Genomic DNA, 26,262 nt, shown 5'->3' with positions numbered 1-26,262 from the left:
GGCCCGCGACGCGGCGAGGTGTCGACGGGACCGCTGATGAGTCGATGAGCGTAGAGACAGGGCGCGCTTACTTCAGCACCACGCCCTGCCAGACGAAGAACACGCCTAGACCGACTGCGATCGTCAGCAGCGGCCGGCGCGTCAGCGCGCTAACGACGATCGCGGCGAGCGCGCCGACCAGCTGCGGATTGCGCCAACTCAGCTCGGCGTTGTTGCCGTGCGGCGACACGGCCATCGGGACGATGATCGCGGTCAGCACGGTGACCGGAACGAAGCTAAGCGCGGCGCGCAGAAGCGGCGGGAACACGAGCCGGTCGCCGAGCACGAACACGGTCGCGCGGATCAACCACGTAATCGCGGCCATGCCGACGATCAGAACGACGTAGTTCATCGCGTGGCCTCCACGGGACGGCGCGCGCCACGCAGGTTCAGACGCGACATCGACAGCAGCACGCCGACCGCGACTCCCGCGAACACTGCGCCGAGCAGGCCGAGCTTGTACGGCCACGCCTGCCAGAAAAACGCCAGCGTGCCGGCGGTGACGGCCGCCGCGATATAGCGCAGCGCGACCAGTTGCGGCACGACGATCGCAATGAACGTCGCAACCATCGCAAAGTCGAGACCGAGCGACTGCAGGCCGGGGAAGGCCGCGCCGAACAGCAGGCCGGCGACGGTCCATAGCTGCCAGTTCAGATACATCGCGACGCCGGCGCCGAAGAAGTAGTACGGGCCGACCGTGCCGGGCTCGCGATGCCGGTAGTGCTCCCACGCGACCGCGAAGACTTCGTCGGTGAGCAGCGCGCCGAGCGCCCAACGCCAGCGCTTCGGCAGATGCGCGACGTGCGGCGCGAGCGTCGCGCTATACAGCACGTGACGCAGATTGACGACGAGCGTGGTCGCCCAGATCACGGCGAAGCTCGCATGCCCGGCGATCAGCCCGAGCGCGATGAACTGCGCGGAGCCCGCGAAAACGACGAGCGACATCAACTGGCCGTGCCACAGATGCAGCGGGCTGGAGGTCACGAGCGTGCCGAAAATGACGCCAAACGGCGCGGCGCCGACCATCATCGGGATGATGTCGCGCGCGCCGGCGGCGAATTCTTTGAGATGGCCGCCCCGGGTGGGCTGGCCTTGGGTGGAATCGGTCAATCTAAGCCTCCTTGATGTCGGAAGCATAGCGGCTGACCGGCGTTCGGACTTGTACGTTCTTGCGGCGGGTTGCTGATGGGGTGCTACGGTGTAGCGGGGAATGGCTGATGACGAACCGACGGATTGCGGCGGCACGCTCACGGCGCGCGGTACAGGCGCCGGCGGTGCCGCATCGCGTTACGAACCGCGCTGCGTTCCTTGCCATTGGCCCGGCGGCACGCCGAACATGCGCCGGAAATGCCGCGTGAAATGGCTCTGATCGGTGAAGCCGCTCGCGGCGGCGACGTCGGTCACCGGGACGCCGGCGCGCAACGGCGCGAGCGCGCGCTGCAGGCGCACCTGATTGCGCCACGCGTGGGGCGGCAGGCCGGTCGATTGGGTGAATAGCCGCGCCGCGTGGAACGGCGACAGACCCGCTGCCTTCGCGACCTCGGCGAGCGTCACCGGTTCGACGAGGTCGCCGGTCAGACGCTCCTGCATCAGTGCGACGCGATTGTCGTCGGTGGCGACGCAAGCGGTGGCGGGGCGCGTCCGCGCATAGCGGACCAGCAACGTGGACAGCGCGTCGAGCATCGCGGTTTCGGCGGCGAGCGCGTCGTTGCCGGCTTCGAGCAGACGGTGGGCGTGCGCGAGCCGCGTCGCGAGATCGGAATCGCGGATCACGCCGGGCGCGAACCACGGTAAGGCCTGCGGCTTGCCGGCGACTTCGTCGGCCAGCGCGCAGAGGAACTCGACCGGCGCATACATCACGCGATACCGCCAGCCCGCTTCGACCGCCTTCGACCCCGTATGCAACTCGCCCGGGTTGATGACCGGCACGCTGCCCGCTTCGGCGACATGGTGCTCGCCGCTATACCGATAGCATTCCGCACCCGCGACAATCACCGGGATCGTGTAGGCGTCGTGCCAATGCGGCGCGAACTCGTGATCGTGATATTCGGCGGTGAGCAGATCCGCGCCGGGCAGTAGCGGCGTGCGCCAGTAGCGGGCGGAATCGCGGAAACGAGGGGTGGCGGTCATGACGAAAGTCTAGCTGGACCGGTCAGTTTAACGCGTCGTTGTCGGGGACGGCGGCGGGTGTGCAGCGCCGCGCCGCGTGCCGCTGGTGCCGTCAATTGCCGGTACTTGTCCTGACTTGCCCTTACTTGACCGGAATCGTCGTGCCATTGGGCATGGGCACGGCGCTCACGCTGTTTTTCGCGCTGCCGCTGACGACGCGGTCGCTGTAGGTCAGATAGACCAGGGCGTTGCGCTTCGTGTCGACCACGCGCACCACGTGCAGCGACTTGAAGATCAGCGACATGCTGACCGAGAACACGTCGTCCTTCTGCTTGACGGGGCCGGTGAAATGCAACTCCCCGACCTGGCGGCACGCGATCGACGCCTCGGTCGGATCTTCGGCGATGCCGAGCGTGCCTTTGACGCCGCCCGTCCGCGCCCGCGACACGTAGCAGGTGACGCCTTGCACGATGGGATCGTCATAGGCCTCCACGACCACGCGGTCGGAGCCGGTAACGTGAAAATTCGTATTGACGCTGGCGATTTCTTCGCCGCGCGCCGAAGAAAGCAGCAGGGCGCCGACGGCCGCGAGCGCGATGCGTAGCGAGGTGGATTTCATGAGCGTGCCGGTTGAGTGTCTGGAGTGTGCCGGCGCCAGAGCGGGGCGAAACGTGCGCCGTGAAGTCGCCATCGTATAACGGCGCGCGGCGCGCGTGAGGCTGTCCATCGTGGCACAAAAACGAAAAGGCCCGCATGGATGCGGGCCTTTCAAAATTTTTGGCTCCTCGACCTGGGCTCGAACCAGGGACCTACGGATTAACAGTCCGGCGCTCTACCGACTGAGCTATCGAGGAACAGCAGTACAACTTGATCTACATAAAAAAACCCGTCTTGATTAACGGGCTTTTGCAATTCTTGGCTCCTCGACCTGGGCTCGAACCAGGGACCTACGGATTAACAGTCCGGCGCTCTACCGACTGAGCTATCGAGGAACAGAACAACAACAGCAGAGAAGCAAAATTGTAGAGGCAGCTAAAACGTCTGTCAATACCTCGGCGTTCATCCTGATACTGAATCTGAACGGCCAAGGCAGGTGACAGGCGGCCGCGCTCAGCGCGCGAGCAGCGCGAGCTTTTCCTTCACATCCTTGAATTCCTCGGCATCCGGTAGCGGCGCCTTGGTCTTCGTGATGCTCGGCCACGCTTTCGCCAAGTCGGCGTTCAGCGCGATGAAGTCCTGCTGGTCGCCCGGCACGTCTTCTTCGGCATAGATGGCGTTCACCGGGCACTCGGCCACGCACACGGCGCAGTCGATGCATTCATCGGGGTCGATCGCGAGGAAGTTGGGACCTTCGCGAAAGCAGTCCACCGGGCACACATCGACGCAGTCGGTATAGCGGCACTTGATGCAGCTTTCGGTCACAACGTGAGTCATTCAGGCAGCTCCTGCATGCGGAATCGGGGAAGGCGCGGACGCCAAAAGACATATTGTAACGTAACGTCAACAGGCGCATAAAGCATCGGGCCGTGCGTCTTATATATGTTTTTGTGATTAGTTTATGGGGTGCCGCGAGCGGTCGCGGAATGGCCGCGAAGGCCCGGTGGCACGCTGGATGCGGACGCATTCGGGTAACATGCATCAGGTTGGCGCGCCGCTCGGCTCAGCGCGTCCGTTGCAAGGGTGCAGTGAGCCCTTTTCGTTTTTTCAGCGGTCCAGTTCGTACCATCATGATTATTACTTCGCTGCTCGATACCGATCTGTACAAGTTCACGATGATGCAGGTGGTGTTGCATCACTTCCCCGCCGCCAACGTGGAGTACCGCTTCCGCTGCCGCACGCCGAACGTCGATCTGGTGCCGTACATCGACGAGATTCGCGACGAAGTGCGCAAGCTCTGCGAACTGCGTTTCACCGACGACGAACTCGACTACCTGCGCCGCATGCGCTTCATCAAGGGCGACTTCATCGAGTTCCTCGCGTTGTTCCATCTGAACGAGAAGTACATTTCGATCACGCCGTCGCCGAAGGGCAATGGCGAAATCGACATCGACATCAGGGGGCCGTGGCTGCATACGATCCTCTTCGAAATTCCGGTGCTCGCGATCGTCAATGAAGTCTATTTCCGCAACACCCAGCAAACGCCCGACTATCACGTAGGCCGTGGCCGTCTGCTCGACAAGATCCAACTGCTCGGCGCTCGTCCGGAGTTCGCCGACTGCAAGATCGCCGATTACGGCACGCGCCGCCGCTTCTCGAAGCAATGGCACGAGGAAGTGATCCTCACGCTGAAGGACGGTCTCGGCGAGCAGTTCGCCGGCACGAGCAACGTCTTCTACGCGATGAAGCACAGCCTGACACCGCTCGGCACGATGGCGCACGAGTACCTGCAGGCTTGCCAGGCGCTCGGTCCGCGGCTGCGCGACTCGCAGATCTTCGGCTTCGAGATGTGGGCGAAGGAATATCGCGGCGACCTCGGGATCGCGCTCTCCGACGTGTACGGCATGCAGGCGTTCCTGCGCGACTTCGACATGTACTTCTGCAAGCTGTTCGACGGCGCTCGCCACGATTCCGGCGACCCATTCGACTGGGGCGAGCGCCTGCTCAAACACTACGAGGCGAATCGTTGCGACCCGCGCACGAAGGTGCTCGTGTTCTCCGACGCGCTCGACATCCCGAAGGTGCTGCAGCTATACGAGCGCTTCCGCGGCCGCTGCAAGCTCGCGTTCGGCGTGGGCACCAATCTGACCAACGACCTCGGCTACAACCCGCTGCAGATCGTGATCAAGATGGTTCGTTGCAACGGTCAGCCGGTCGCGAAATTGTCGGACTCGCCGGGCAAGAACATGTGCGAGGACAAGGCGTATCTCGCGTATCTGCGCCAGGTGTTCGGCATCGCGCAGCCGGAAGAAGAGGCGGCCAGGTAGCGCGCTTTGCGGACTGCTTTTCGGGTCATCGCCTGACCATGATCTGCTCGCGCTCGGGGGGGCACGGCGAACAGTGTCGCCGCGCGATCGACTGGCGGCAATATGCCGTTCGGCCAGGGTGTTCGCGCGGAGCGCGGCCGGTATAATCCTCGCCATATCGCACGGCCGTCGACACGAGGATTTCTCCCATGGACACATCGATTGCCCGCCGCAACATCCTGGCGCGCATCCGCGCCGCGCAAGGGCGCGAGCCCGAACCGAGCGCCGCCGAGCGCGAAGCCGCGGCGGACTATCTCGCGCGTCATCCGGCCGGCCCGCGTCCGGACATGCCCACCGATCTGCGCGCGCGCTTCATCGAGGAAGCGCAGAAAATGGCGAGTACTGTCGACACCGTTCAGACCTTCGCCGATGTACCCGCCGCCGCGCATCGCTATCTGACGCAACACGGTTTGCCGTTGCAGGCCATCGCGTGGCAAACGCTGCGCGATCTGCCGTGGGCCGCAGCCGGCCTCGCCGTCGAATATCGCAAACCGCAAGACAATGACGTGGTCGGTCTCACCGGCTGTTTCTGCGCGACCGCGGAGACCGGCACGCTCGTGTTGCTGTCCGGTCCCGAGACGTATGCGTCGGCCGGGCTGCTGCCGGAGACGCACATCGCGATCGTGCCGGGCTCGCGCATCGTCGCGGGTCATGAAGAGGCGTTCGACCTGATCCGCAAGGAACGCGGCGAGCTGCCGCGCGCGGTCAATTTCGTGTCGGGACCATCGCGCACCGGCGACATCGAGCAGACCATCGTGCTGGGCGCGCACGGCCCCTACCGGGTGCATGCGATCGTCGTGCAGGATGCTTGAACGCGTCGCGCGGCGGCGTGCCAGCGCATACGCGACACACGCGATATCTGTCGTGCGTGCGGTTGCAAGCCGTCGCGCGGCCTGTCTCGGCATGAATTCGCAGGCCGGCCGCGCGGGCCGGTGGCTCGCCGTTGCGTCGATGCTTGCGCTGTGCTCGCCGTCCGTGCAGGCTGAGACGCTCGACGGCGCGCGCTTGTCGGCGTTGTGGGGCTTGCCCTTCGCGGGTGTGCTGCTGTCGATCGCGATCTTTCCGCTGATCGCGCCAGCCCTCTGGCATCACCACTTCGGCAAGATCGCCGCGGCGTGGGCGCTCGCGTTCATCGTGCCGTTTGCCGTGAGCTTCGGCGCGAGCGCGGCGCTCGGCGCGCTCGCGCATGCCATGCTCGACGAGTACATCCCGTTCATCATCCTGCTGACCGCGCTCTATACCGTCGCGGGCGGCATCTGCGTGGGCGGCAACCTGCATGGCACACCGCGTCTGAACACCGCGATTCTCGCGCTCGGCACCTTGCTCGCGAGCGTGATGGGTACGACCGGCGCGGCGATGCTGCTGATCCGCCCGTTGCTGCGCGCAAACGACAATCGCCGCCACGTGACCCACGTGGTCGTGTTCTTCATCTTCCTCGTCGCGAACGTCGGTGGCGCGCTGTCGCCGCTCGGCGACCCGCCGCTGTTCCTCGGTTTTCTCGAAGGCGTGAGCTTTTTCTGGACCACTACGCATCTCGCGCCCCCGATGCTGTTCGTGAGCGGCCTGCTGCTTGCCGTTTTCTATGCACTCGACTCGTACTACTTTCACCAGCGCGAGGAAGTGCGTTCGGCTTTCCTCGATCCGACGCCCGACGGCGCGCCGCTCGGCATCGACGGCAAGATCAATTTCGTGCTGCTCGCCGCGGTGATCGCGCTCGTGCTGATGAGCGGACTCTGGCGCCCGCAAATCACATTCGACGTGCTCGGCACGCACGTCGCGTTGCAAAACATCGTGCGCGACGCCGCGCTGATCGCCGTCACGCTGCTATCGCTCGCGTGGACACCGCGCGCGGCCCGCGCGGGCAACGACTTCAAGTGGGCGCCGATCGAGGAAGTCGCCAAACTGTTCGCCGGCATCTTCGTGACGATCGTGCCGGTCATCATGATCCTGCGCGCGGGAGAAGCCGGCGCGTTCGCGGGCATCGTCCATCTGGTCAATGATCCGTCAGGCGAGCCGCGCGACATCATGTACTTCTGGGCGACCGGCCTGCTATCTTCGTTTCTCGACAACGCGCCGACCTACCTCGTGTTCTTCAACCTGGCCGGCGGCGATGCGCAGACCTTGATGACCACCGGCGCGACCACGCTCGCGGCGATTTCGGCCGGCGCCGTGTTCATGGGCGCGAACACCTACATCGGCAACGCGCCGAACTTCATGGTGAAGGCGATCGCGCAATCGCGCGGCGTGCGCATGCCGAGCTTTTTTGCGTATCTGGGCTGGTCCGGCGCGGTGCTGCTGCCGTTGTTCGCGCTGACTGGCTGGCTCTTTTTTGAACGCTGACTCTGCAACGCCGAGACAATCCCTCGACGTGCGATACGGAGACTTGCATTGCAGAAAATCCTCGTTGCCCGTTCGATCTTTCCCGACGTGATCGACCAGCTCAAGCAGTACTTCGACGTCGACTGGAACGAGGGCGACGTGTTGCCCGCCGACGAACTGAAGCGCCGTCTCGCGGACAAGGACGGCGCGCTGACGGCCGGCGAGATGATCGACGCGGGCGTGCTCGCCGCGGCGCCGCGTCTGCGCGTCGTGTCGAACATGGCGGTCGGCTACAACAACTTCGACATGGCCGCGTTCAACGCGGCGAACGTACTCGGCACCAACACGCCGGACGTGCTGAACGAATCGACCGCCGATTTCGGCTGGGCGCTGATGATGGCCGCCGCGCGCCGCATCGCCGAATCGGAGCACTGGCTGCGCGCCGGACATTGGCAGAAGTGGAGCTACGATGGCTTCCTCGGCAACGACCTATACGGTTCGACGCTCGGCGTGATCGGCATGGGCCGCATCGGCCAGGCGCTCGCGCGGCGCGCGCAGGGCTTCAACATGCGGGTCCTCTATCACAATCGCTCGCGCGTCGCGCCGCAAATAGAGGCCGAGCTGAACGCGGAGTACGTGTCGAAAGAGGATCTGCTGCGGCGCGCCGACCACGTCGTGCTGGTGCTGCCGTACAACAAAGGCAACCACCACACGATCGGCGCGGCCGAACTGGCGCTGATGAAGCCGAGCGCGACGCTCACCAACATCGCGCGCGGCGGCATCGTCGACGATGCGGCGTTGGCCGACGCGCTGCGTGACAGGCGCATCGCGGCGGCCGGTCTGGACGTGTTCGAAGGCGAGCCGCAGCTGCACCCGGCGCTGCTGAACGTGCCGAACGTCGTGCTGACGCCGCACATCGCGAGCGCGACCGAAACCACGCGCCGCGCCATGGCGAATCTCGCCGCGGACAACCTGATCGCCGGCCTCGGCGCAGGACCGCGCGCCGGTCAGCCGCCGAATCCGATCAACCCCGACGTGATCGGCAAGGCGCGTTCATGACAATGATTCTGGTGGCGGCCGTCGCGGTGCTGGCGGTTGCCCTCGTGATCGCACTGGCCTTGCTGCTACGCGGTCACGACCGCACGGAGCAGCGCGAACAGTTCGAGATGCTGAACGAACGCGTCGATGCCGTTGTCGACGCGCAGGCGCATACCGCCGAGCGGCTCGAGCGGCAACTGCGCAACGACATCGCCGAGACCGCGCGCGTGTCGCGCACCGAGCAAAGCAGCGGCTTCGCGCATTTTCAGCAGACGCTCGCCGCGCAGTTCAGCAGCATGACGACGGTGCAGGGCGGCAAGATCGACGGCTTCGCGCAACAGCTCGACGCCGTGCGTCACAGCCTGCAGGCACAGGCGCAGCAGGCGCGCGACGAGCAGGGCCGCTCGCTGAAGCAGTTCGGCGACACGCTGAGCCTGCAACTCGGGCAACTAACCGAGGCGAACGACCGGCGCTTCGCCGAAGTGCGCGCGACGATCGAGCAGCGTCTGAAGGACATCGAGGCGAACAACGCGACGCGGCTCGAGGAAATGCGCCGTACCGTGGACGAAAAACTGCACGCAACGCTTGAGCAGCGTCTCGGCGAGTCGTTCAAGCTCGTGTCCGACCGGCTCGAACAGGTGCATCGCGGCCTCGGTGAAATGCAGACGCTGGCGGCCGGCGTCGGCGATCTGAAGCGCGTGCTGACCAACGTGAAGACGCGCGGCACGTGGGGCGAAGTGCAACTCGAAGCCTTGCTCGAACAACTGCTGACCGTCGATCAATACGCGAAGAACGTCGCGACGGTGCCGAAGAGCGCCGATCGCGTGGAGTTCGCGATTCGTCTGCCGGGGCGGCCGGAGCCCGGCGGCGCGAATACGCCGGTATGGCTGCCGATCGACGCCAAATTCCCGCGCGAGGACTACGAGCGGCTGATCGAAGCGCAGGAGCGCGCCGATCCGGTCGCGGTCGAGGAAGCATCGCGCGCGCTCGAAGTGCGAATTCGCGCGGAGGCGCGCACGATCGCGGAGAAGTACGTGGCGCCGCCGCATACGACCGACTTCGCGCTGCTGTTCCTGCCGACCGAAGGCCTGTACGCGGAAGTGCTGCGCCGACCGGGACTCACGGATCAGCTGCAGCGGGACTATCGCGTGACGATTGCGGGGCCGACCACGCTGACCGCGTTGCTCAATAGTCTGCAGATGGGTTTCCGCACGCTCGCGATCGAAAAGCGTTCGAGCGAGGTGTGGCAGGTACTCGGCGCGGTGAAGACGGAGTTCGGCAAATTCGGCGACGTGCTCGCGAAGACCAAGGCGCAGCTCGAAACCGTCACGCGTTCGATCGAGGCCGCGGAAACGCGCACGCGCATGATGAACCGCAAGCTGCGCGACGTCGAGGCGTTACCGGGCGACGAGGCGAGCGGGTTGATCGGCGATGCGCTGTCGAATGTGGAGCCTGATGAGCAATGAGGGGCGAGGCGCTGGAATTCACGCCCTTGCAGCCAGCCGCGCCAGCGCATCGCCCGTCACGCGCACGACGCGCCAGTCCGGCAACACCGTCGCCCCCATCTTCTGATAGAAGCTGATCGCCGGCTGATTCCAGTCGAGCACGGTCCACTCGAAGCGCGCGCATTGCCGCTCCACGGCCAGTGCCGCGACGTGTCGCAGAAGCGCGGTGCCGAGCCCGCTGCCCCGCTGCGCGGGCGGCACGTAGACGTCTTCGAGATAGAGCCCGCGGCGGCCCGCGAAGCTCGAAAAATTGTGGAAGAACAGTGCATAGCCCACGATGCTCCCCGCGTCTTCGGCAACCAGCGCTTCGATCGACGGCCGCGCGCCGAACAGCGCGTCGCGCAGGCTATCTTCCGTCGCGACGAAGATGTGCGTGAGGTTCTCGAACTGCGCGAGTTCGTAGGTGAGCGCGAAGATCGCGCCGGTATCCGTGGGCTTGGCGGCGCGGATCGTCGCGGGCATTACGCTTCTTCCGGTGCGTCAGCCAGATGGATTTCGATACCACCGAAGCGCGACGCGACCCAGTTGTAGGCGTGGCACGCGATCCACAACAGCACGAAGCCGAGGATCGCGTTCAGCAGCAGCGCGCTGAACACCGTGCTCAGCTCGACCGAGCCATAGCGCACGAACGCGACCACCACGCCGAGCAGCACGATCGGCACCGAGAACGTCAGATACACGAGGATCAGCGCTTTGGCCGTCTGTCCTGGTGCGATGAACGAGATCTGTTTTTTCATGTAAGTCAAACCCGTGTGTCGTAGTAGTGATAGTGGGTGGAGTGTCGATGAAGTGCTGCTGTGGTGCCGATGTCGTGCGATCGATGCGCCGCCTGGAACGTCAGATGAGCCCGTCGAACAGCATGATCGACACGCGATCGCCGACGTCGATGTCGCCCTCGTCGTGGCCGAGCACGATGAAGCAGTTCGCTTCGCTCATCGAGCTCAGCACGCCTGAGCTTTGCGACCCGGTCGGGCTCACGTGCCAGTGTCCGTGCGCGTCCTGCACGGCGATGCCGCGCTGGAATTCGGTGCGGCCCGCGCGCTTGCCCACCGCCACGCGGCTCGTCGCGTGAATCACCGGCAGCGGCCGCGGCGTCGCGCCGGCCATCAGCAGCAGCGCTTCGCGCACGATCTGATAGAACGTCACCATCACGGCGACCGGATTGCCGGGCAGGCCGAAGAATAGCGCAGGTTTGCCGAGCCCGGGCTGTGCGCCGGACCACAGGCGGCCGAACGCGAGCGGCCGGCCGGGGCGCATCGCGAGACTCCAGAAGGCGACGTCGCCGAAGGTCTGTAGCAGCTGCTTCGTGAAGTCCGCTTCGCCGACCGACACGCCGCCCGAAGTCAGCACCACGTCGGCGTTGGCCGCGGCACTGCGCAGCGCGGCTTCGAGCGCGGCCGGCTCGTCACGCACGACGCCGAGATCGAGCGCGTCGATGTTCAGGTGCCGCAGCATCGCAAACAGCGTGTAGCGGTTGCTGTCGTAGACCGAGCCCGCGTCGAGCGGCTCGCCGAGCGAGCGCAGTTCGTCGCCGGTCGAAAAGAACGCGACGCGCAAACGCCGCCGCACGCTGACTTCGCCAATGCCGAGCGACGCGAGCAGGCCGAGGTCCGACGCGCGCACGATGCGGCCGGCATGCAGCGCGACGTGGCCGCGCGCGAGATCTTCGCCGGCGCGGCGGCGGTTCGCGCCCGCCGCCACCGCGCTGGCGGCGAAGCGGATCGACGTGGAATCCGCACCGTCGCGCTCCACCTGTTCCTGCGGCACGACAGTGTCGCAACCGGCAGGCATGCAGGCGCCCGTCATCACGCGCACGCACTGGTTCGCCGCGACGCGGCCCGCGAACGGATGACCGGCGAGCGCCTTGCCGGCGACCGTCAGCTCGACGCTGTCCGCGCCGGCTCGCATACCGGCCGCGAGCGCCGCGTGATTGAACGCGTAGCCGTCCATCGCGGAGTTGTCGTGCGCGGGCACGTCGATCGGCGACACGATGTCGGCGGCTAGCACGCGGTCGAGTGCATCGCGCAACGCCAAGCGCTCGACGGCCGCGACCGGCGTCGCCCACTGCCGGACGATCGCCTGAGCGGCCGGGACGGGTAGCGCATGAGGATCGTACTGCGCGACGCAGCGGGAAAAGTCGTTGAGCGTGGTCATGAATGGCTGGGCGTCGCGACCGGTGACGGGCGCGGCTGTTGCCGTGCGGCCGGAGCGGATGTCAGCCGGGGCCCCGATTGCGTTCGAGGTCGGCGAGTTCTTGTAACGAGTTGGCATTGTAGAACGCGCGCTCGTCGGCATAAGACGACTTCGACCGTCTTGTGGCGCGCGTACCACGCGCGGACCTTGCGCTCGCCGGAGGCCAGAAACGCGGCCAGGTCGTCCGCGACGGCGGTGCGCATCAGCGCGAATACCGGGTGCAGGGAGATTTCTCCACCGGTGTCGACGGTGGTGGCCGTTGCGATGTCGGCGTGGTTCGCGTCGAGCGCATCCGCGAGGCGCGCGGCGAGGTCGGCCGGTAGCCACGGCGAATCGCAGGGCGCGCTCAGCAGGTACGCCGTGCCGGCGGCGCGCAGTCCGGCGAGCATGCCGGCGAGCGGGCCGGGAAAGTCGGGGAGGGTGTCGGCGACGAGCGTTGCGCGATATGGCGCGCCGAGCGCCGCATAGGTGTCGGGATGGCGGTTCGCGCTGATCATCAGCGGGCCGGTCTGCGGCGCGAGGCGCCGCAGCACGTGAGCGGCGAGCGGTTCGCCGTGCAGCGGCCGCAACCCCTTGTCGACGCCGCCCATGCGCGTGCCGCGCCCGCCCGCGAGCACGAGGCCAGTGATCTGTTCGCGGGGGATGGACATGCGTCGGCCGCTCAGCCGCCGATGTAGGACATTTCCACGCGACGCTTGGCCGGCTCGCCCTGATCGGCCGGCTGGCTGCCGCGCAGCTGCGAGTAGCGGTCGCCGCGGCCATGCCAGATTTCGGCGATGGCGGTGGCGATCCCGGCATCGCTCGCACCGCCGCGCAACAGCGCGCGCAGGTCATGTCCGGTCGATGCGAACAGGCACAGGTATAGCTTGCCCTCGGTCGACAAACGCGCGCGCGTGCAATTGCCGCAGAACGCGCGGGTGACGCTCGAAATGACGCCGATCTCGCCGCCGCCGTCGACATAACCCCAGCGTTGCGCAGTTTCGGCGGCGCTGTGCGCTTCGAGCGGCACCAGCGGGAGATGCTCGGCGATGCGCGTGACGACGTCGGCGGAAGGCAGCACTTCGGTCATGTTCCAGCCGTTCGAGGTGCCGACGTCCATGTACTCGATGAAGCGCAGCACCGCGCCCGTGCCTTTGAAATGACGCGCCATGGGGACGATTTCGCCGTCGTTGGTACCGCGTTTGACGACCATGTTTACTTTGACCGGCGCGAGCCCGACCGCGTGCGCGGCGGCGATGCCATCGAGCACGTCGGCGACCGCGAAGTCGGCGTCGTTCATGCGGCGGAACAGCGCATCGTCGAGCGCATCGAGGCTGACGGTCACGCGCGTGAGGCCGGCGTCCTTCAGGCTGCGCGCCTTGCGCGCGAGCAGCGAGCCGTTGGTGGTCAGCGTGAGATCGAGCGGACGGCCCGCAGGCGTGGTCAACCGGGCGAGCCGTTCGATCAGGAATTCGAGGTTCTTGCGCAGTAGCGGCTCGCCGCCGGTCAGGCGAATTTTCTCGACGCCATGCGCGACGAACAACTGCGCGAGCCGCTCGATTTCCTCGAAACTCAATAACGCGCTGTGCGGCAGGAAAGCATAGTCCTTGTCGAACACTGCGCGCGGCATGCAATACACGCAGCGGAAGTTGCAGCGGTCCGTCACCGAGATGCGCAGATCGTGCAGCGGACGCGCGAGCGCATCGTGCAGCACGCCGCTAGGTGTCTGCACTGGGCCGGTGATGACCGGCGCTGCGCTGAGATCGGCAACAGGAATGATGCGTCGTGACATGAAATGCTTCGTCAGGTGCTTTAACGGACCGGGATGATTGATTCTATCGGAAATGCCGGTGGCGGCAGGTGCGCGACGGACGTTGTCGGGGTATACGGGGAGCGGAGCGGCGCGGCTCGCGGCGACAAATGACCGCCTAAAGAAAAAGCCCGCCGGAAAGGGCGGGCTTTTTCACGAACAACGACGCGGCTTACTGCGGATGCTTGATCGTTTCGACCTGTTGCATCGGCGCGTGGTCGACTGGCGGCAGCGCCTTGCGCTCACGGATCACGCGCGGCGGCTTGACCGTCTGCGCCGCCGCTTCCTGCGCGGCACGCAGCTTGTCGGCGTCGGTGTTCACCCAGGTCAGGCCAGCCTGCTCGAGGATCGGCTGCAAGGCGTCGGCCGATGCGGCGGCGGGGGCTGCGCTGCGGACGGGGGCCGGCTGCGGGGCCGCGGCGACGGGCGCCGGTTCGACCACGGCCGGTTCCGTTGCGACGACCGGTTGCGGCTCGACGATTTCGGCCTGCGGTGCCGGCATGGCTGCCGGCGCTTCGACGATCGTGGCCGGAGCCGCGGTGTCGAGCGCAGCCGGGACGGCTCGCGGTTCGGTCGGGACGGTCGGCTGCACTTCCAGGGCCGGCTCGACTGCCGGGGATTCGGCATGCGCGGCGGGTTCGACCGAAGCGGCCGGCGTAAGCGGTTCGCTCGCGGCCGACGCGGCTTGCTCTGCCTGCGCTGGCGCTTCGATAGCCGGCTCCGCCGCCACGGGTTCGATCGACGCCGCCGGGGCCTCTTCCACCGGCACGACCTTTTCGGTCTTCGCGGCATTCTCCGCGGCGAGAGCCGGCGTTTCGGCTGCCGCATGCAGTTCGGCCACGACGGCGCTTTCCGTTGCGACAGCGGCGACCACCACTTCGACCGGGGTCACTTCCTTCGCTTCGCTGACTGCAGGCGTGTGCTCGACCGGCTGCTGGGTGCGCACCGGCGCTTCGTCGCTGGCGGCAACGTTGTCGCCTTCTGCTTCCGCGACATCCGCCGCGAGATTGCCATTCACGTCCTCTTCACGCTCGCGACGACCACCACGACGGCCGCGGCGGCGACGACGACGCTCTTCGCCGTCACGTGCGACTGTTTCCTGATCGACCGGCACGCCATTTTCACCCGCTGCGGCGCGGTTGTGCGCCAGTTCGTCGGCAGCTTGCGTGTCGGTTTGCGTCAGCGCCGAGACGGCTTCCGCCTGCGGCTTGCGACGCTCGCCACGCTCGACGCGTTCAGCGCGCTCGCCACGCTCGCGACGCTCACCGCGTGCCGTGCCTTCGACGGCTTCCGCGCGCTCGGCGCCGCGGGTGTCGCGTTCGCGAGCCTCGCGCGGTTCACGCGCTTCACGCGGCTCGCGAGCCTCACGCAGTTCACGGCCTTCACGCGCCTCACGCGGTTCGCGTTGCTCACGCGGCGCGCGCGGTTCGCGGCCCTCGCGTGCCTCGCGGCCTTCGCGTTCCTCGCGACGCGGCGACGGCTGCTGACCTTGCGCCTGACGGCCGCCGGTCACGCCTTCGCCACGCGCTGCCGCGTCGCGACCGCCTGCGCCGCCACGGCGATTGCGGTTGCGATCGCCGCCGCGCTCGCCCGTGCGCTCACCGCGCTCGGCGCGCTCGCCGCGTTGCGGACGGGCCTGCTTGTCGGTGGTGGCCGGCGCCGCGGGTGCCGGAGCAGCCGGCTGCATGCCGAACAGATTCTTCAGCCAGCCGATGAAGCCGCCGCTGGCCGGCGTCACCGCGACCGGAGCGGGGGTAGCCGCCGGGCGGACCGGCGCGCTCGGCGCGGGCTTCTCGGGCGTGATGCCCTTGACCGCCGCTTCCTGCTTCGGCTTCACTTCCTCAGCGCGCTTGCTGTAGCCGGTTTCCGATTCGAGTTCGCGGGCCGCTTCTTCGGCCATCTTCCACGATGCGCGCGGCTCGTCGAGGCGCGCGTCGTCGTGACGCAGACGCTCGAGCTTGTAGTGCGGCGTGTCGAGGTGCTTGTTCGGGATCAGCACGACGTTGACCTTGAAACGCGACTCGATCTTGTTGATTTCGGCGCGCTTCTCGTTCAACAGGAAGGCGGTCACTTCGACCGGCACCTGGCAGTGGATCGCCGCGGTGTTTTCCTTCATCGCTTCTTCCTGAATGATCCGCAGCACTTGCAGCGCGGACGATTCGGTATCGCGGATGTGGCCCGTGCCGTTACAGCGCGGACACGTCACATGGCTGCCTTCCGACAGCGCCGGACGCAGACGCTGACGCGACAGCTCCATGAGGCCGAAGCGCGAGATCTTGCCCATCTGGACGCGGGCGCGGTCGTGCTTGAGCGCGTCTTTCAGGCGCTGTTCGACTTCGCGCTGGCTCTTGGCCGATTCCATGTCGATGAAGTCGATCACGATCAGGCCGCCCAGGTCGCGCAGACGCAGCTGGCGGGCGACTTCGTCGGCGGCTTCGAGGTTCGTGCGCGCGGCCGTTTCCTCGATGTCCGCGCCCTTGGTGGCGCGCGCCGAGTTCACGTCGATCGCGACGAGCGCTTCGGTGTGGTCGATGACGATCGCGCCGCCCGACGGCAGCGGCACGGTGCGCGAGTACGCGGTTTCGATCTGGTGCTCGATCTGGAAGCGCGAGAAGAGCGGCACGTCGTCGTGATAGCGCTTTACCTTGCCGACGTTGTCCGGCATCACGATGTCCATGAAGGCGCGGGCCTGGTCATGGATTTCGGTCGTGTCGATCAGGATTTCGCCGATATCGGGCTGGAAGTAGTCGCGAATCGCGCGGATCACGAGGCTCGATTCGAGATAGATCAGCATCGGCTGGCCGGCCGTGCCACTTTGCGACGCGGCTTCGATTGCGCGCCACAGCTGCATCAGGTAGTTCAGATCCCACTGCAGCTCTTCGGCGCTGCGGCCGATGCCGGCCGTGCGCGCGATGATGCTCATGCCTTCCGGCAGTTGCAGCTGCGCCATGGTTTCGCGCAGTTCCTGACGGTCGTCGCCTTCGATCCGGCGCGACACGCCGCCGCCGCGCGGGTTGTTCGGCATCAGCACCAGATAGCGGCCGGCGAGCGAGATGAACGTGGTCAGGGCTGCGCCCTTGTTGCCGCGTTCTTCCTTTTCGACCTGGACGATCAGTTCCTGACCTTCCTTCAGTGCGTCCTGGATGCGTGCGGAACGCATGTCGACGCCATCGCGGAAGTACTGGCGGGCGACTTCCTTGAACGGCAGGAAGCCGTGACGGTCTTCGCCGTAGTTGACGAAGCAGGCCTCGAGCGACGGCTCGATGCGCGTGATGATGCCCTTGTAAATATTGCCTTTGCGCTGTTCGCGGCCGGCGGTTTCGATATCGATGTCGATGAGTTTTTGCCCATCGACGATGGCGACGCGCAGTTCTTCCTGCTGCGTCGCGTTGAACAACATTCGTTTCATTGAACGGCTCCAGAGCGGCCTCGCCGGCCCAGCTGCGCGGTTGTCAGTCGCGAGAGCGGGGAGAGTAGGCGTGCCGCGTCTTATTGTGTTTTCACAAACACGCTGGAGCGGGAAAGATGGCGGGAGAATTGCCTGAGAGGGCCCAGCCCGGTAAAAAAGGGCACGGTGCCGCAGGGCACATGCGAACACGGCTTCAAATCATGGCCTGACACGCCGCGTTTAGCCAGCAGACCTTCATAAGTCTTCGCCCTCTGAAGCCGGCGCGCCAAATGGGCGCGCGAGCGAAGGGCCGAAGTCCGCGGTCATGCCGCAACGGGAAGTTCGCGCAGGCGGCGCGTCTTTTCCTGCTGGGGGTGTCTCGCCTTCTTTTGACGTCGCCATGTCTTGTACTTTCTACAAGACGCCTTGGGCGCACGCCGTATTTTCGCGACTTGCAGGTTCGTCCAGCTGGGCGTCATACCACCCGGATCACGAAGCTGAAAGCTAAATTCTTTTTTACCAAAATTCCGTTACCGTCGAAGCCGACCTTGACCGAACGCGCCTGCGGGCGCCGTCCCTGCCGGGAGCTGACTTCGTGCGTGCAACTTGTTGCATCTCATTTTCAGGGCGAGCAACCAGACCCCGGCGCAAGTAAAATAACGGTTTATCGCTTGCGCTCGCGCAATCCGCCCGCATTCCGGACACTGCGCCGGCCGTCGCGGACTGCTGGGCAAATTATATTCAGAATGAAAGAGTTAGGCAAAACATCCCAGAGATCGGTTGCAGGCGCGGTCGAAGACTCGGTTTCAAGCGACCAGGTTTCGCTGATCGAAATCGACGACCGGTCGGCTGGTCAGCGCATCGACAATTTCCTGCTGCGCGTCTGCAAGGGCGTGCCGAAAAGTCATATTTATCGCATCCTGCGCAGCGGTGAAGTGCGTGTGAACAAGGGCCGGATCGACGCGCAGTACCGGCTCGAACTGGGCGATCTGGTGCGTGTGCCGCCGATCCGCGTCGCGCAGCCGAATCAGGCCGCAGCCCGCGTGCCCGTGCCCGCGCCGGGCTTTCACATCCTGTTCGAAGACGAGCATCTGCTCGTGATCGACAAGCCGGCCGGCGTTGCAGTCCACGGGGGCAGCGGTGTCGCGTTCGGTGTAATCGAGCAGATGCGCGAGGCGCGGCCGCAGGCGAAATTCCTGGAACTCGTGCATCGACTGGATCGAGAGACCTCGGGCATCCTGATGCTCGCGAAGAAGCGCGCGGCGCTCGTCAATCTGCACGAGCAGATTCGCGATAACCGGATGGACAAGCGCTACTACGCTTGCGTGCACGGCGAATGGGCGAGCGACTGGGGTCGCCGCCGCGTGGTAAAGGAGCCACTTCACAAGTACCTGACCGCCGACGGCGAGCGCCGCGTGCGCGTGCAGGCCGATGGCCTCGCTTCGCACACGATCTTCAATCTGGTCGAGCGCTGGCCGGAATATGCGCTGCTGGAGGCGGAACTGAAGACGGGGCGTACGCACCAGATTCGCGTGCATCTGCAGCATCTGGCACTACCGATCGTCGGTGACGCCAAATATGGTGATTTCGCGCTGAACAAGGCGCTTGCGCGCGCCAACGCGAAGCCCGGCATCAAGCGGATGTTTCTGCACGCTTACCGGCTCAAGCTCACGCATCCTGCGACGGGCGCGCCGCTGCAGCTGGAGGCACCGCTGCCTGCCGACTGCCGCGGCTTTATAGAACAACTCAACGAACTGCGCACTGGGTTCAACCCGGAGACGACCTTGCATGGCTAGAGAGCAATTCGATCTGATCGTGTTTGACTGGGATGGCACGCTGATGGATTCCACCGCGCATATCACGCGCAGCATCCAGGCGGCGTGCCGCGATCTCGGCCTGCCGGTTCCCGCGGACGAAGCCGCGAGCTACGTCATCGGCCTCGGCCTGCGCGACGCGCTGCAGATTGCCGCGCCGACGCTCGATCCGGCCGACTACCCGCGGCTTTCTGAGCGTTACCGCTTCCATTTTCTTGTAAAAGACCAGACTACCGAGCTGTTCCCCGGCGTGCGCGAGATGCTCCAGGAGTTGCGCGACGTCGGCTATCTGCTCGCGGTCGCGACCGGCAAGAGCCGCGTCGGGCTCAATCGCGCGCTTGACCAGGCGCGCCTGACGAGCCTGTTCGACGGCACGCGCTGCGCTGACGAAACCTTCTCGAAACCGCATCCGGCCATGCTGCACGAGCTCACTCGCGAATTGGGGCAGGATACGGCGCGCACGGTCATGATCGGCGATACGACACACGATCTGCAGATGGCGCTCAACGCCGGCGTGGCGGGCATTGGCGTGACTTATGGCGCGCATCCGGCGAATTCGCTGAATGCGATGTCACCGAAGTTCGTGGCGTCGAGCATCAGCGATCTGTCCGGTTGGTTGCGGGAGAACGCATGAGCGCCGACGGCGTGGGTACTGCTACTGCCGCGGCTGCGCAGGCAGTGCGCATTTGCGCGGCCGACGAGCTGGTCGACGGTGGCGACGGCATCCGGCGCGACGCGCGGCTCGGCGGGCAGGATGCCGTGGTGTTTTTTGTCCGCTATGATGGCTGCGCCTACGGCTATTTGAACCGTTGCGCTCATGTGCCGATGGAGCTCGACTGGCAGGAAGGGCAGTTCTTCGAATCGTCCGGCTTATACTTGATGTGCGCGACACATGGCGCGATTTACGCGCCGGATACTGGCAAATGCGTCGGTGGTCCGTGTCGCGGGGGCAGATTGCGTCCCGTGCAGGTCGAGGAACGCGATACGCTCGAGGGCCGTGCGGTATTCTGGCTGCCTGACGGCGATTTGCTGCCGGTTACGCGCTGATTTCCTCTTCCAATTTTCCACTGTCCGCATGTCCGACAATTTGACCCCCGAAAAGGATCCTGCCTCGGGAGGCGGCTCCCGTGCATCCGCCGACCAGCCCGGCTGGGAAAGGGCCGCGCTCGAGCGCATCGCGCTCGCCGCGATCAACGAGCAACGCGCCGCGCGACGTTGGCGGATTTTCTTCCGCTTCCTGTTCCTCGCAGTGCTCGCGCTGGCGGTATGGGGTGCGCTGAACTTCTCGGGCGAGCGGGTCGCCACGACTGGCCGTCATACGGCAATGGTTTCGCTTGATGGCGAGATCGCAACGGATGCGCGCGCGAACGCCGAAGATATCAACACTGCACTCGATTCCGCGTTTGAAGATTCCGATACAGCCGGCGTGATTCTTTATTGCAACAGCCCGGGCGGCAGTCCAGTGCAAGCGGGCATTATCAACAGCGAAGTTCGGCGATTGCGCGGCAAATATCCGTCTATTCCGCTATATGTCGTGGTCGGCGACATGTGCGCGTCCGGCGGCTACTACGCGGCCGCGGCGGCGGAGAAGATCTATGTCGACAAGGCGAGTATCGTCGGTTCGATCGGCGTGCTGATGGACAGCTTTGGTTTCACCGGCCTGATGGACAAGTTGGGGATTCAGCGCCGACTGCACACATCGGGTGAGAACAAAGGCTTTTTTGATCCGTTTTCGCCCGAAACGCCGAAGATGGACGAACATGCGCAGGTTATGCTCGATCAGATCCACGCGCAGTTCATCGACGCGGTGCGTCAAGGGCGCGGCAAGCGTCTGCGTGAGACACCGGACATGTTCTCGGGTCTATTCTGGACGGGGCAGAAGAGCGTCGAACTTGGACTCGCGGACGGTTTTGGCGATGCAGATTACGTCGCGCGGGAGATCTTCAAGGCGCCGGATATCATCGATTACACGGTGAAAGAGAGCATTACGGATCGCGTTGCCCGCAAATTCGGCGCGGCCGTCGGCGCCGGCGCGGTTCGGGCGATGGCGCTCGGCGCGAAAATGAATCTGCGTTGAATCCCCAGTTAAAAAAAGGACACCCGCGCGGTCGGTTTTGGCCGATCGCGCGGACTTTGCGTTGTGAGTTTCGGGCCCAGGTCGCCCTCAGCTGCCTGGCCGGTGCCTACGTTCAGGCCGCCAGAATCAGAAAAATCGCCGGCCGCTTATGCAGGTCGATCTCCGCCTTCTTGTTCCAGTCGGCGACGCTCCGGCTTGCGATCACTTCGCTCGGCAGCGTCAGATCGACCGCCACGCAGACCAGCGTCGACGGCGCGCAGGTCGCGAGCAAGGTATCGAGCAGCGCGCGATTCCGGTACGGCGTTTCGATGAAGATCTGCGTTTGCTTGCTCTTGCGCGACTGCTGCTCGAGTTCGCGCAGACGTTTAGCGCGCTCGGTGACGTCGACGGGCAGGTAGCCGTGAAACGCGAAGCTTTGGCCGTTCAGCCCCGATGCCATCAGCGCGAGCAGAATCGAACTCGGCCCGACCAGCGGCACAACCTTTACGCCGCGCTCGTGCGCGCGTCGCACCAGCAGCGCGCCCGGGTCCGCGACTGCAGGGCAGCCAGCCTCGGAGACGAGGCCCGCATCGGTGCCCGACAGCAGCGGCGCGAGCAGCTTGTCGATTTCGCCGGCCGGCGTATTGACGTTCAGTTCGCGAATCTCGATTTCTTGAATCGGCCGATCGGGGCCGACTTTCTTCAGGAACGCGCGCGTGGTTTTGGCGTTTTCGCCAATGTAATAGTGCAGCGACGCGGCGCGGGCGCGTACGGGCGCGGGCAGCACCAGATCGAGCGCGCTTGCGTCGCCTTCGCCGAGCGTGTTGGGAATGAGATAGAGCGTACCGGTCATCGGGCCCCCAAAAGCGGGTAGTTGGCCGCGAGCAGCATGTGCGACAGCGCGATAAGCGGCAGGCCGACGAGCGCGGTCGGGTCGTCGGAATGGATGGCCTCCAGCAGCGCGATGCCAAGCCCTTCGGATTTGGCGCTACCGGCCACGTCGTACGGTGTTTCAGCGTGCAGGTAGGCGTCGAGGGCCGCGTCCGGCAGATCGCGAAAGCGCACGCGGGTGATCACGTCGATCGTTTGCGCGCTGTCCGTCGCGCTGTCGAACAGACACAGCGCGCTGTGAAACAAAACGTCGCGGCCGCGCATCGCCTGCAATTGCGCGAGTGCCCTGTCGTGCGTGCCGGGTTTGCCGATCTGCAGGCCGTCGTAGGTGGCGACCTGGTCGGAGCCGATCACGAGCGCGTGTTGGTCGGCGGGGAGGCCTTGGGCGGCCGCACGCGCTTTGGCTTCGGCGAGGCGCAGCGCAGTGGCTTCGGGCGTTTCGGCGGCGAGCGGGGTTTCGTCGATCGCAGGCACGACGACGTCGAACGGCACGCGCAGGCGTTCGAGCAACTCGCGGCGATACCGCGAACTCGACGCCAGAATCAGGCGTGGCGGGCGTTTGGAGGATTCAGGCATAGTTTGCGGGCAACGGGAGCGGCGGGTCGTACGGGGTCGCGCGAGGCTCCCGTACGTACGGGCTTAAGTGTTTGACTCGAAAAGACAAAACGGATATCATTTCGGGCTTTTCACGGTATGCTTGCACTTGAAGGGTCTCGGCGCGTTCAGCGGCTTTCGGCAGTCGGAAGGTTGAAGAAAAGCCCGGCAGGGTGAACGCAACGGCCGCGGGCCCCACTGGCTGCCCCGCACACCGGATTATCTTCGCGGCGGATCTGATCATCCTTCGCGAATCACCCCGGCAACATGCTTGCCGACGCAGGAGCGCACATGACTCAACATCCTGGCAAACCTGCAGGTCCGTCCGACCCGCATGAACTCGATCTGTTCGAATTTGCGCGGAGCGGGCGTCAGGCCGCGGGTGTCGTGCGCGTCTCGCAACTGCCGCGCATGTTAAACGAAGTCCCGGCGGAAGCGCCAGATCGCGACACCGTGTTCACATGGCAGGCCGAAGGGACGACGCAGCCGGAATTGCAGGACGATGGCACCGAAGGTTCCCAGCCTTATCTGCGGCTGGCGATTCACGGTGCCGCGTGGCTCGAATGCCAGCGGTGCTTGACGCCGTATTCGCAGGCGTTCAACGTCGATGCAACTTACCGGATCGTCAATACGGAGGCGGAAGCCGAAGAGTTTCCGCTGGACGAGGATCAAGTCGAGGTGATCGTCGGCTCGCGCCAGTTCGATCTCATCGACTTGATCGAAGAAGAGTTGCTGCTTTCCTTGCCGCTCGTGCCCAAACACGAGGTCTGTCCCGAAGTGCACGAGAGCCTTGTCTCGGGCACGGACGGTAGCGAAGGCGAAGGCGAGGGCGACGAAGCCGCGCAGGAAGAAGCTGGCGATGCCAGCAAGCCGGACCAGTCCAGCGAGCGGCGCAATCCGTTCGCGGCGCTCGAAAGTCTGAAACGCGACGAACCGGGCGGCAAGAAGCGCTAAACAGTTGCAGGGGGCGCGATGCGGGCGCATTGGCCATTCGGCCAGTGGTTAAGTCCGCGTCGGGCTGTGTTAGAATTCGGAAAATTTTTTGGAGTTTTAGTCATGGCAGTTCAACAAAACAAGAAGTCGCCGTCGAAGCGCGGCATGCACCGTTCGCACGATTTCCTGACGGCAGCGCCGATGGCCGTCGAGCCGAGCACGGGCGAAGTGCATCTGCGTCACCACATTAGCCCGAACGGCTACTATCGCGGCAAGAAAGTCGTCAAGACGAAAAACGACTAATCGTTGACTGCGATGCGCCCTGTGGCGTTTCGCGTAGCGATCGGCTCGCTTGACATTTTCCCGGTTCGGCAAAAAGGCGGCATTCAACTGCCGCTTTTTTGTGTCTGAAATTCGTCGCACTCCATGACAGTAAAGCTCACGATAGATTGCATGGGAGGCGACCACGGCCCGTCCGTGACCGTTCCCGCTGCCGTCAACTTCGTTCGTTCGCATCCCGACGCGCAGTTGCTGCTCGTCGGCATTGAAAGTGCGATTCGTGCGCAGCTGAAGAAGCTCAAGGCTCAGGATCTGCCGGCGCTGACCGTCGTACCTGCTACCGAGGTCGTCGCGATGGACGACCCGGTCGAGGTCGCGTTGCGCAAGAAAAAAGATTCGTCGATGCGCGTGGCGCTGAACCGCGTCAAGGAAGACGAGGCGCAAGCCTGCATCTCCGCCGGCAATACCGGCGCGTTGATGGCGGTCTCGCGCTATGTGCTGAAAACGCTGTCGGGCATCGAACGCCCGGCCATCGCGTTTGCCCTGCCTAATCCCACCGGCTATACGATGATGCTCGACCTGGGCGCCAACGTCGACTGCGAGCCGCAGCATCTGCTGCAGTTCGCCGAGATGGGGCACGCGCTCGTGTCCGCGCTCGAAGGAAAAGAGCGGCCCACCATCGGCCTGCTCAACATCGGCGAAGAAGTCATCAAGGGCAACGACATCATCAAGCGCGCCGGCGAACTGCTGCGTGCGAGTACACTCAACTTTCATGGCAATGTCGAAGGCGACGACATCTACAAGGGCACCGTAGACGTGATCGTCTGCGATGGCTTTGTCGGCAATGTCGCGCTGAAGACCTCGGAAGGTCTCGCGCAGATGCTGTCCAACATCATCAAGGAAGAGTTCGGCCGTTCGTGGCTGACCAAGGTGATGGCGGTGCTCGCGCTGCCGGTATTGATGCGCTTCAAGAAACGCGTCGATCATCGGCAATATAACGGCGCCGCGCTGCTCGGCTTGCGCGGTCTCGTGATCAAAAGCCACGGTGCAGCCGATGCCTACGCGTTTGAGTGGGCTATCAAACGCGGGTATGATGCCGTCAAAAACGGCGTGCTGGAGCGCCTTGCGCGGGCGATGGAAGAGAACGCGGGTTCTCTCGAACAGGCGGCGCGCGACGCAAGCGGTGCGGGTCACGCAAGCCCGATCGCAGGCCAGCCGGCCGAGCCCTACGCTGCGCAATCCTCGAAGGCATAATGGCTCAATCCACAATCTACTCCCGCGTGCTGGGCACCGGCAGCTGTCTGCCGCCCAACCGCGTCACCAATCAGGATCTGGCTGAGCGTCTCGCCAGGCAAGGCGTTGAAACGAGCGACGAATGGATCGTCGCGCGCACGGGCATCCATGCGCGTCACTTCGCCGAGCCGGACGTCACGACCGGCGACCTCGCGTTGATCGCCTCGCAGCGAGCGATCGAAGCGGCGGACATCGATCCGCAGTCCATCGACCTGATCGTCGTCGCCACCTCCACGCCGGACTTCGTGTTCCCGAGCACCGCCTGCCTGCTGCAGAACAAGCTCAGGATCAAGAATCACGGTGCCGCGTTCGACGTACAGGCGGTCTGCTCCGGCTTCGCCTATGCGGTGGCGACGGTGGACGCCCTGATTCGCAGCGGCCAGCATCGCACGGCGCTCGTGGTCGGCGCGGAAACTTTCTCGCGCATTCTCGATTTCAACGACCGCACCACCTGCGTGCTGTTCGGCGACGGCGCCGGCGCAGTGATCCTGCAAGCGTCCGACGCACCGGGCGTGCTTTCGAGCGCGCTGCACGCGGACGGCAGCCATTCGAACATTCTGTGCACGCCGGGCAACGTGAATGGCGGCGTGGTCGCCGGCAGCGCCTTCCTGCACATGGACGGTCAGGCGGTGTTCAAGCTTGCCGTCAACGTGCTCGAGAAGGTCGCGATCGAAGCATTGGAAAAAGCCGATCTGAAGCCCGAGCAGATCGACTGGCTGATTCCGCATCAGGCCAACATCCGCATCATGCAAAGCACCTGCCGCAAGCTCGGCCTGCCGCAGGAGCGCATGGTCGTCACGGTGGGCGAGCATGGCAATACGTCGGCGGCGTCCATTCCGCTTGCACTCGACGTCGCGGTGCGCGACGGCCGCATCAAGCGCGGCCATAACGTGCTGATCGAAGGCGTCGGCGGCGGCTTCACGTGGGGCGCGTCGGTCATCCGCTACTGAGCGGGACGACGCATTCCGGGGCGTCGCTGGCGGCGCCCGTGCGGCCGGAATAACACCGCGCGCCATCTGGCAGCCGCGGCCGGCCGCCACATCCGATCAAACAGATTTT

At 65.1% G+C, this 26,262-nt stretch carries 25 protein-coding genes, 2 tRNA genes and 1 pseudogene; 13 read left to right on the top strand and 15 right to left on the bottom strand.

Features of this window, described 5'->3' with window-relative positions:
• Positions 1-67: 67 nt before the first annotated feature.
• The 7 genes from OKW41_RS35515 to fdxA form a co-directional block, all read right to left on the bottom strand.
• On the bottom strand, positions 68-391 hold the full coding sequence (locus tag OKW41_RS35515; protein ID WP_429575477.1) for an AzlD domain-containing protein: 324 nt from the start codon (positions 389-391) through the stop codon (positions 68-70).
• On the bottom strand, positions 388-1,149 hold the full coding sequence (locus tag OKW41_RS35510) for an AzlC family ABC transporter permease (protein ID WP_187612388.1): 762 nt from the start codon (positions 1,147-1,149) through the stop codon (positions 388-390). Before OKW41_RS35510 ends, OKW41_RS35515 begins: the two co-directional genes overlap by 4 nt.
• A gap of 177 nt (positions 1,150-1,326) precedes the next feature.
• Positions 1,327-2,169, bottom strand: coding sequence for an AraC family transcriptional regulator (locus OKW41_RS35505; RefSeq protein WP_429575476.1), 843 nt, complete (start codon positions 2,167-2,169; stop codon positions 1,327-1,329).
• Positions 2,170-2,290: 121 nt separating this feature from the next.
• A complete protein-coding gene (locus OKW41_RS35500; protein WP_429575475.1) occupies positions 2,291-2,767 on the bottom strand; it encodes a CreA family protein in 477 nt (158 codons plus the stop codon).
• 159 nt (positions 2,768-2,926) lie between these two features.
• Positions 2,927-3,002 (bottom strand) — tRNA-Asn (locus OKW41_RS35495).
• 62 nt (positions 3,003-3,064) lie between these two features.
• Positions 3,065-3,140 (bottom strand) — tRNA-Asn (locus OKW41_RS35490).
• Positions 3,141-3,258: 118 nt separating this feature from the next.
• Positions 3,259-3,582 carry a ferredoxin FdxA gene (gene fdxA, locus OKW41_RS35485; RefSeq protein ID WP_429575474.1) on the bottom strand — a complete coding sequence of 108 codons (324 nt, stop codon included), beginning with the start codon at positions 3,580-3,582 and terminating at the stop codon, positions 3,259-3,261.
• Positions 3,583-3,875: 293 nt separating this feature from the next.
• Between fdxA and pncB the strand changes: the two genes are divergently transcribed.
• The 5 genes from pncB (at position 3,876) to OKW41_RS35460 (ending at position 9,934) form a co-directional block, all read left to right on the top strand.
• Positions 3,876-5,072 (top strand): nicotinate phosphoribosyltransferase, encoded by a 1,197-nt coding sequence (gene pncB / locus OKW41_RS35480; RefSeq protein WP_429451070.1) that lies wholly within the window; start codon positions 3,876-3,878, stop codon positions 5,070-5,072.
• Positions 5,073-5,260: 188 nt separating this feature from the next.
• Positions 5,261-5,923, top strand: a complete 663-nt coding sequence (locus OKW41_RS35475) for a LutC/YkgG family protein (protein WP_184073768.1) — start codon at positions 5,261-5,263, stop codon at positions 5,921-5,923.
• A gap of 139 nt (positions 5,924-6,062) precedes the next feature.
• The gene (locus OKW41_RS35470; protein ID WP_429454501.1) at positions 6,063-7,451 is read left to right on the top strand and encodes a sodium:proton antiporter; all 1,389 of its coding nucleotides are present in this window, start codon (positions 6,063-6,065) and stop codon (positions 7,449-7,451) included.
• Between the two features lie 48 nt (positions 7,452-7,499).
• Positions 7,500-8,489 carry a 2-hydroxyacid dehydrogenase gene (locus OKW41_RS35465; RefSeq protein WP_429451068.1) on the top strand — a complete coding sequence of 330 codons (990 nt, stop codon included), beginning with the start codon at positions 7,500-7,502 and terminating at the stop codon, positions 8,487-8,489.
• The gene (locus OKW41_RS35460; protein WP_429451066.1) at positions 8,486-9,934 is read left to right on the top strand and encodes a DNA recombination protein RmuC; all 1,449 of its coding nucleotides are present in this window, start codon (positions 8,486-8,488) and stop codon (positions 9,932-9,934) included. Before OKW41_RS35465 ends, OKW41_RS35460 begins: the two co-directional genes overlap by 4 nt.
• 18 nt (positions 9,935-9,952) lie before the next feature.
• Here OKW41_RS35460 and OKW41_RS35455 read toward each other — a convergent pair whose 3' ends face one another.
• The 6 genes and pseudogenes from OKW41_RS35455 to OKW41_RS35430 all read right to left on the bottom strand — a co-directional run bounded on the left by OKW41_RS35455 (position 9,953) and on the right by OKW41_RS35430 (position 17,364).
• Positions 9,953-10,435, bottom strand: coding sequence for an N-acetyltransferase family protein (locus OKW41_RS35455; protein WP_429451065.1), 483 nt, complete (start codon positions 10,433-10,435; stop codon positions 9,953-9,955).
• On the bottom strand, positions 10,435-10,710 hold the full coding sequence (locus tag OKW41_RS35450; RefSeq protein ID WP_008923126.1) for a hypothetical protein: 276 nt from the start codon (positions 10,708-10,710) through the stop codon (positions 10,435-10,437). The genes OKW41_RS35455 and OKW41_RS35450 overlap by 1 nt, the downstream gene beginning before the upstream one ends.
• 100 nt (positions 10,711-10,810) lie before the next feature.
• Positions 10,811-12,127 (bottom strand): molybdopterin molybdotransferase MoeA, encoded by a 1,317-nt coding sequence (moeA, locus tag OKW41_RS35445; protein WP_429575473.1) that lies wholly within the window; start codon positions 12,125-12,127, stop codon positions 10,811-10,813.
• Positions 12,128-12,188: 61 nt separating this feature from the next.
• Positions 12,189-12,816: pseudogene (mobA, locus tag OKW41_RS35440) on the bottom strand (molybdenum cofactor guanylyltransferase MobA).
• Between the two features lie 11 nt (positions 12,817-12,827).
• Positions 12,828-13,937, bottom strand: a complete 1,110-nt coding sequence (moaA, locus tag OKW41_RS35435; RefSeq protein ID WP_429451060.1) for a GTP 3',8-cyclase MoaA — start codon at positions 13,935-13,937, stop codon at positions 12,828-12,830.
• Positions 13,938-14,127: 190 nt separating this feature from the next.
• On the bottom strand, positions 14,128-17,364 hold the full coding sequence (locus OKW41_RS35430; RefSeq protein WP_429575472.1) for an Rne/Rng family ribonuclease: 3,237 nt from the start codon (positions 17,362-17,364) through the stop codon (positions 14,128-14,130).
• Positions 17,365-18,089: 725 nt separating this feature from the next.
• Here OKW41_RS35430 and OKW41_RS35425 point away from each other — a divergent pair.
• The 4 genes from OKW41_RS35425 to OKW41_RS35410 are packed head-to-tail and all read left to right on the top strand — an operon-like array spanning position 18,090 to position 21,234.
• Positions 18,090-19,139, top strand: a complete 1,050-nt coding sequence (locus tag OKW41_RS35425; protein ID WP_429575471.1) for an RluA family pseudouridine synthase — start codon at positions 18,090-18,092, stop codon at positions 19,137-19,139.
• Positions 19,132-19,791 (top strand): HAD-IA family hydrolase, encoded by a 660-nt coding sequence (locus OKW41_RS35420; protein WP_429451056.1) that lies wholly within the window; start codon positions 19,132-19,134, stop codon positions 19,789-19,791. The genes OKW41_RS35425 and OKW41_RS35420 overlap by 8 nt, the downstream gene beginning before the upstream one ends.
• Positions 19,788-20,204, top strand: a complete 417-nt coding sequence (locus OKW41_RS35415) for a Rieske (2Fe-2S) protein (protein WP_429451054.1) — start codon at positions 19,788-19,790, stop codon at positions 20,202-20,204. The genes OKW41_RS35420 and OKW41_RS35415 overlap by 4 nt, the downstream gene beginning before the upstream one ends.
• 28 nt (positions 20,205-20,232) lie before the next feature.
• Positions 20,233-21,234 carry a S49 family peptidase gene (locus OKW41_RS35410; RefSeq protein ID WP_429451052.1) on the top strand — a complete coding sequence of 334 codons (1,002 nt, stop codon included), beginning with the start codon at positions 20,233-20,235 and terminating at the stop codon, positions 21,232-21,234.
• A gap of 112 nt (positions 21,235-21,346) precedes the next feature.
• Here OKW41_RS35410 and OKW41_RS35405 read toward each other — a convergent pair whose 3' ends face one another.
• Positions 21,347-22,066 (bottom strand): SAM-dependent methyltransferase, encoded by a 720-nt coding sequence (locus OKW41_RS35405; RefSeq protein WP_429451050.1) that lies wholly within the window; start codon positions 22,064-22,066, stop codon positions 21,347-21,349.
• On the bottom strand, positions 22,063-22,680 hold the full coding sequence (locus OKW41_RS35400; RefSeq protein WP_429575470.1) for a Maf-like protein: 618 nt from the start codon (positions 22,678-22,680) through the stop codon (positions 22,063-22,065). The genes OKW41_RS35405 and OKW41_RS35400 overlap by 4 nt, the downstream gene beginning before the upstream one ends.
• Before the next feature lie 309 nt (positions 22,681-22,989).
• Here OKW41_RS35400 and OKW41_RS35395 point away from each other — a divergent pair, with 309 nt between their 5' ends.
• The 4 genes from OKW41_RS35395 to OKW41_RS35380 all read left to right on the top strand — a co-directional run bounded on the left by OKW41_RS35395 (position 22,990) and on the right by OKW41_RS35380 (position 26,153).
• Positions 22,990-23,652: a YceD family protein gene (locus tag OKW41_RS35395; protein ID WP_429575469.1), complete on the top strand. Its 663-nt coding sequence runs from the start codon at positions 22,990-22,992 to the stop codon at positions 23,650-23,652.
• Positions 23,653-23,754: 102 nt separating this feature from the next.
• Positions 23,755-23,934 (top strand): 50S ribosomal protein L32, encoded by a 180-nt coding sequence (gene rpmF, locus OKW41_RS35390; RefSeq protein WP_027198353.1) that lies wholly within the window; start codon positions 23,755-23,757, stop codon positions 23,932-23,934.
• Positions 23,935-24,057: 123 nt separating this feature from the next.
• The gene (gene plsX / locus OKW41_RS35385; RefSeq protein ID WP_429451044.1) at positions 24,058-25,164 is read left to right on the top strand and encodes a phosphate acyltransferase PlsX; all 1,107 of its coding nucleotides are present in this window, start codon (positions 24,058-24,060) and stop codon (positions 25,162-25,164) included.
• Positions 25,164-26,153 (top strand): beta-ketoacyl-ACP synthase III, encoded by a 990-nt coding sequence (locus OKW41_RS35380; RefSeq protein ID WP_429575468.1) that lies wholly within the window; start codon positions 25,164-25,166, stop codon positions 26,151-26,153. The genes plsX and OKW41_RS35380 overlap by 1 nt, the downstream gene beginning before the upstream one ends.
• The last annotated feature ends 109 nt before the right edge of the window (positions 26,154-26,262 follow it).

Source organism: Paraburkholderia sp. UCT70, assembly GCF_050434085.1.
Taxonomy (GTDB): Bacteria; Pseudomonadota; Gammaproteobacteria; order Burkholderiales; family Burkholderiaceae; genus Paraburkholderia; species Paraburkholderia tuberum.
This window is presented reverse-complemented; position numbering and strand designations above follow the sequence as displayed.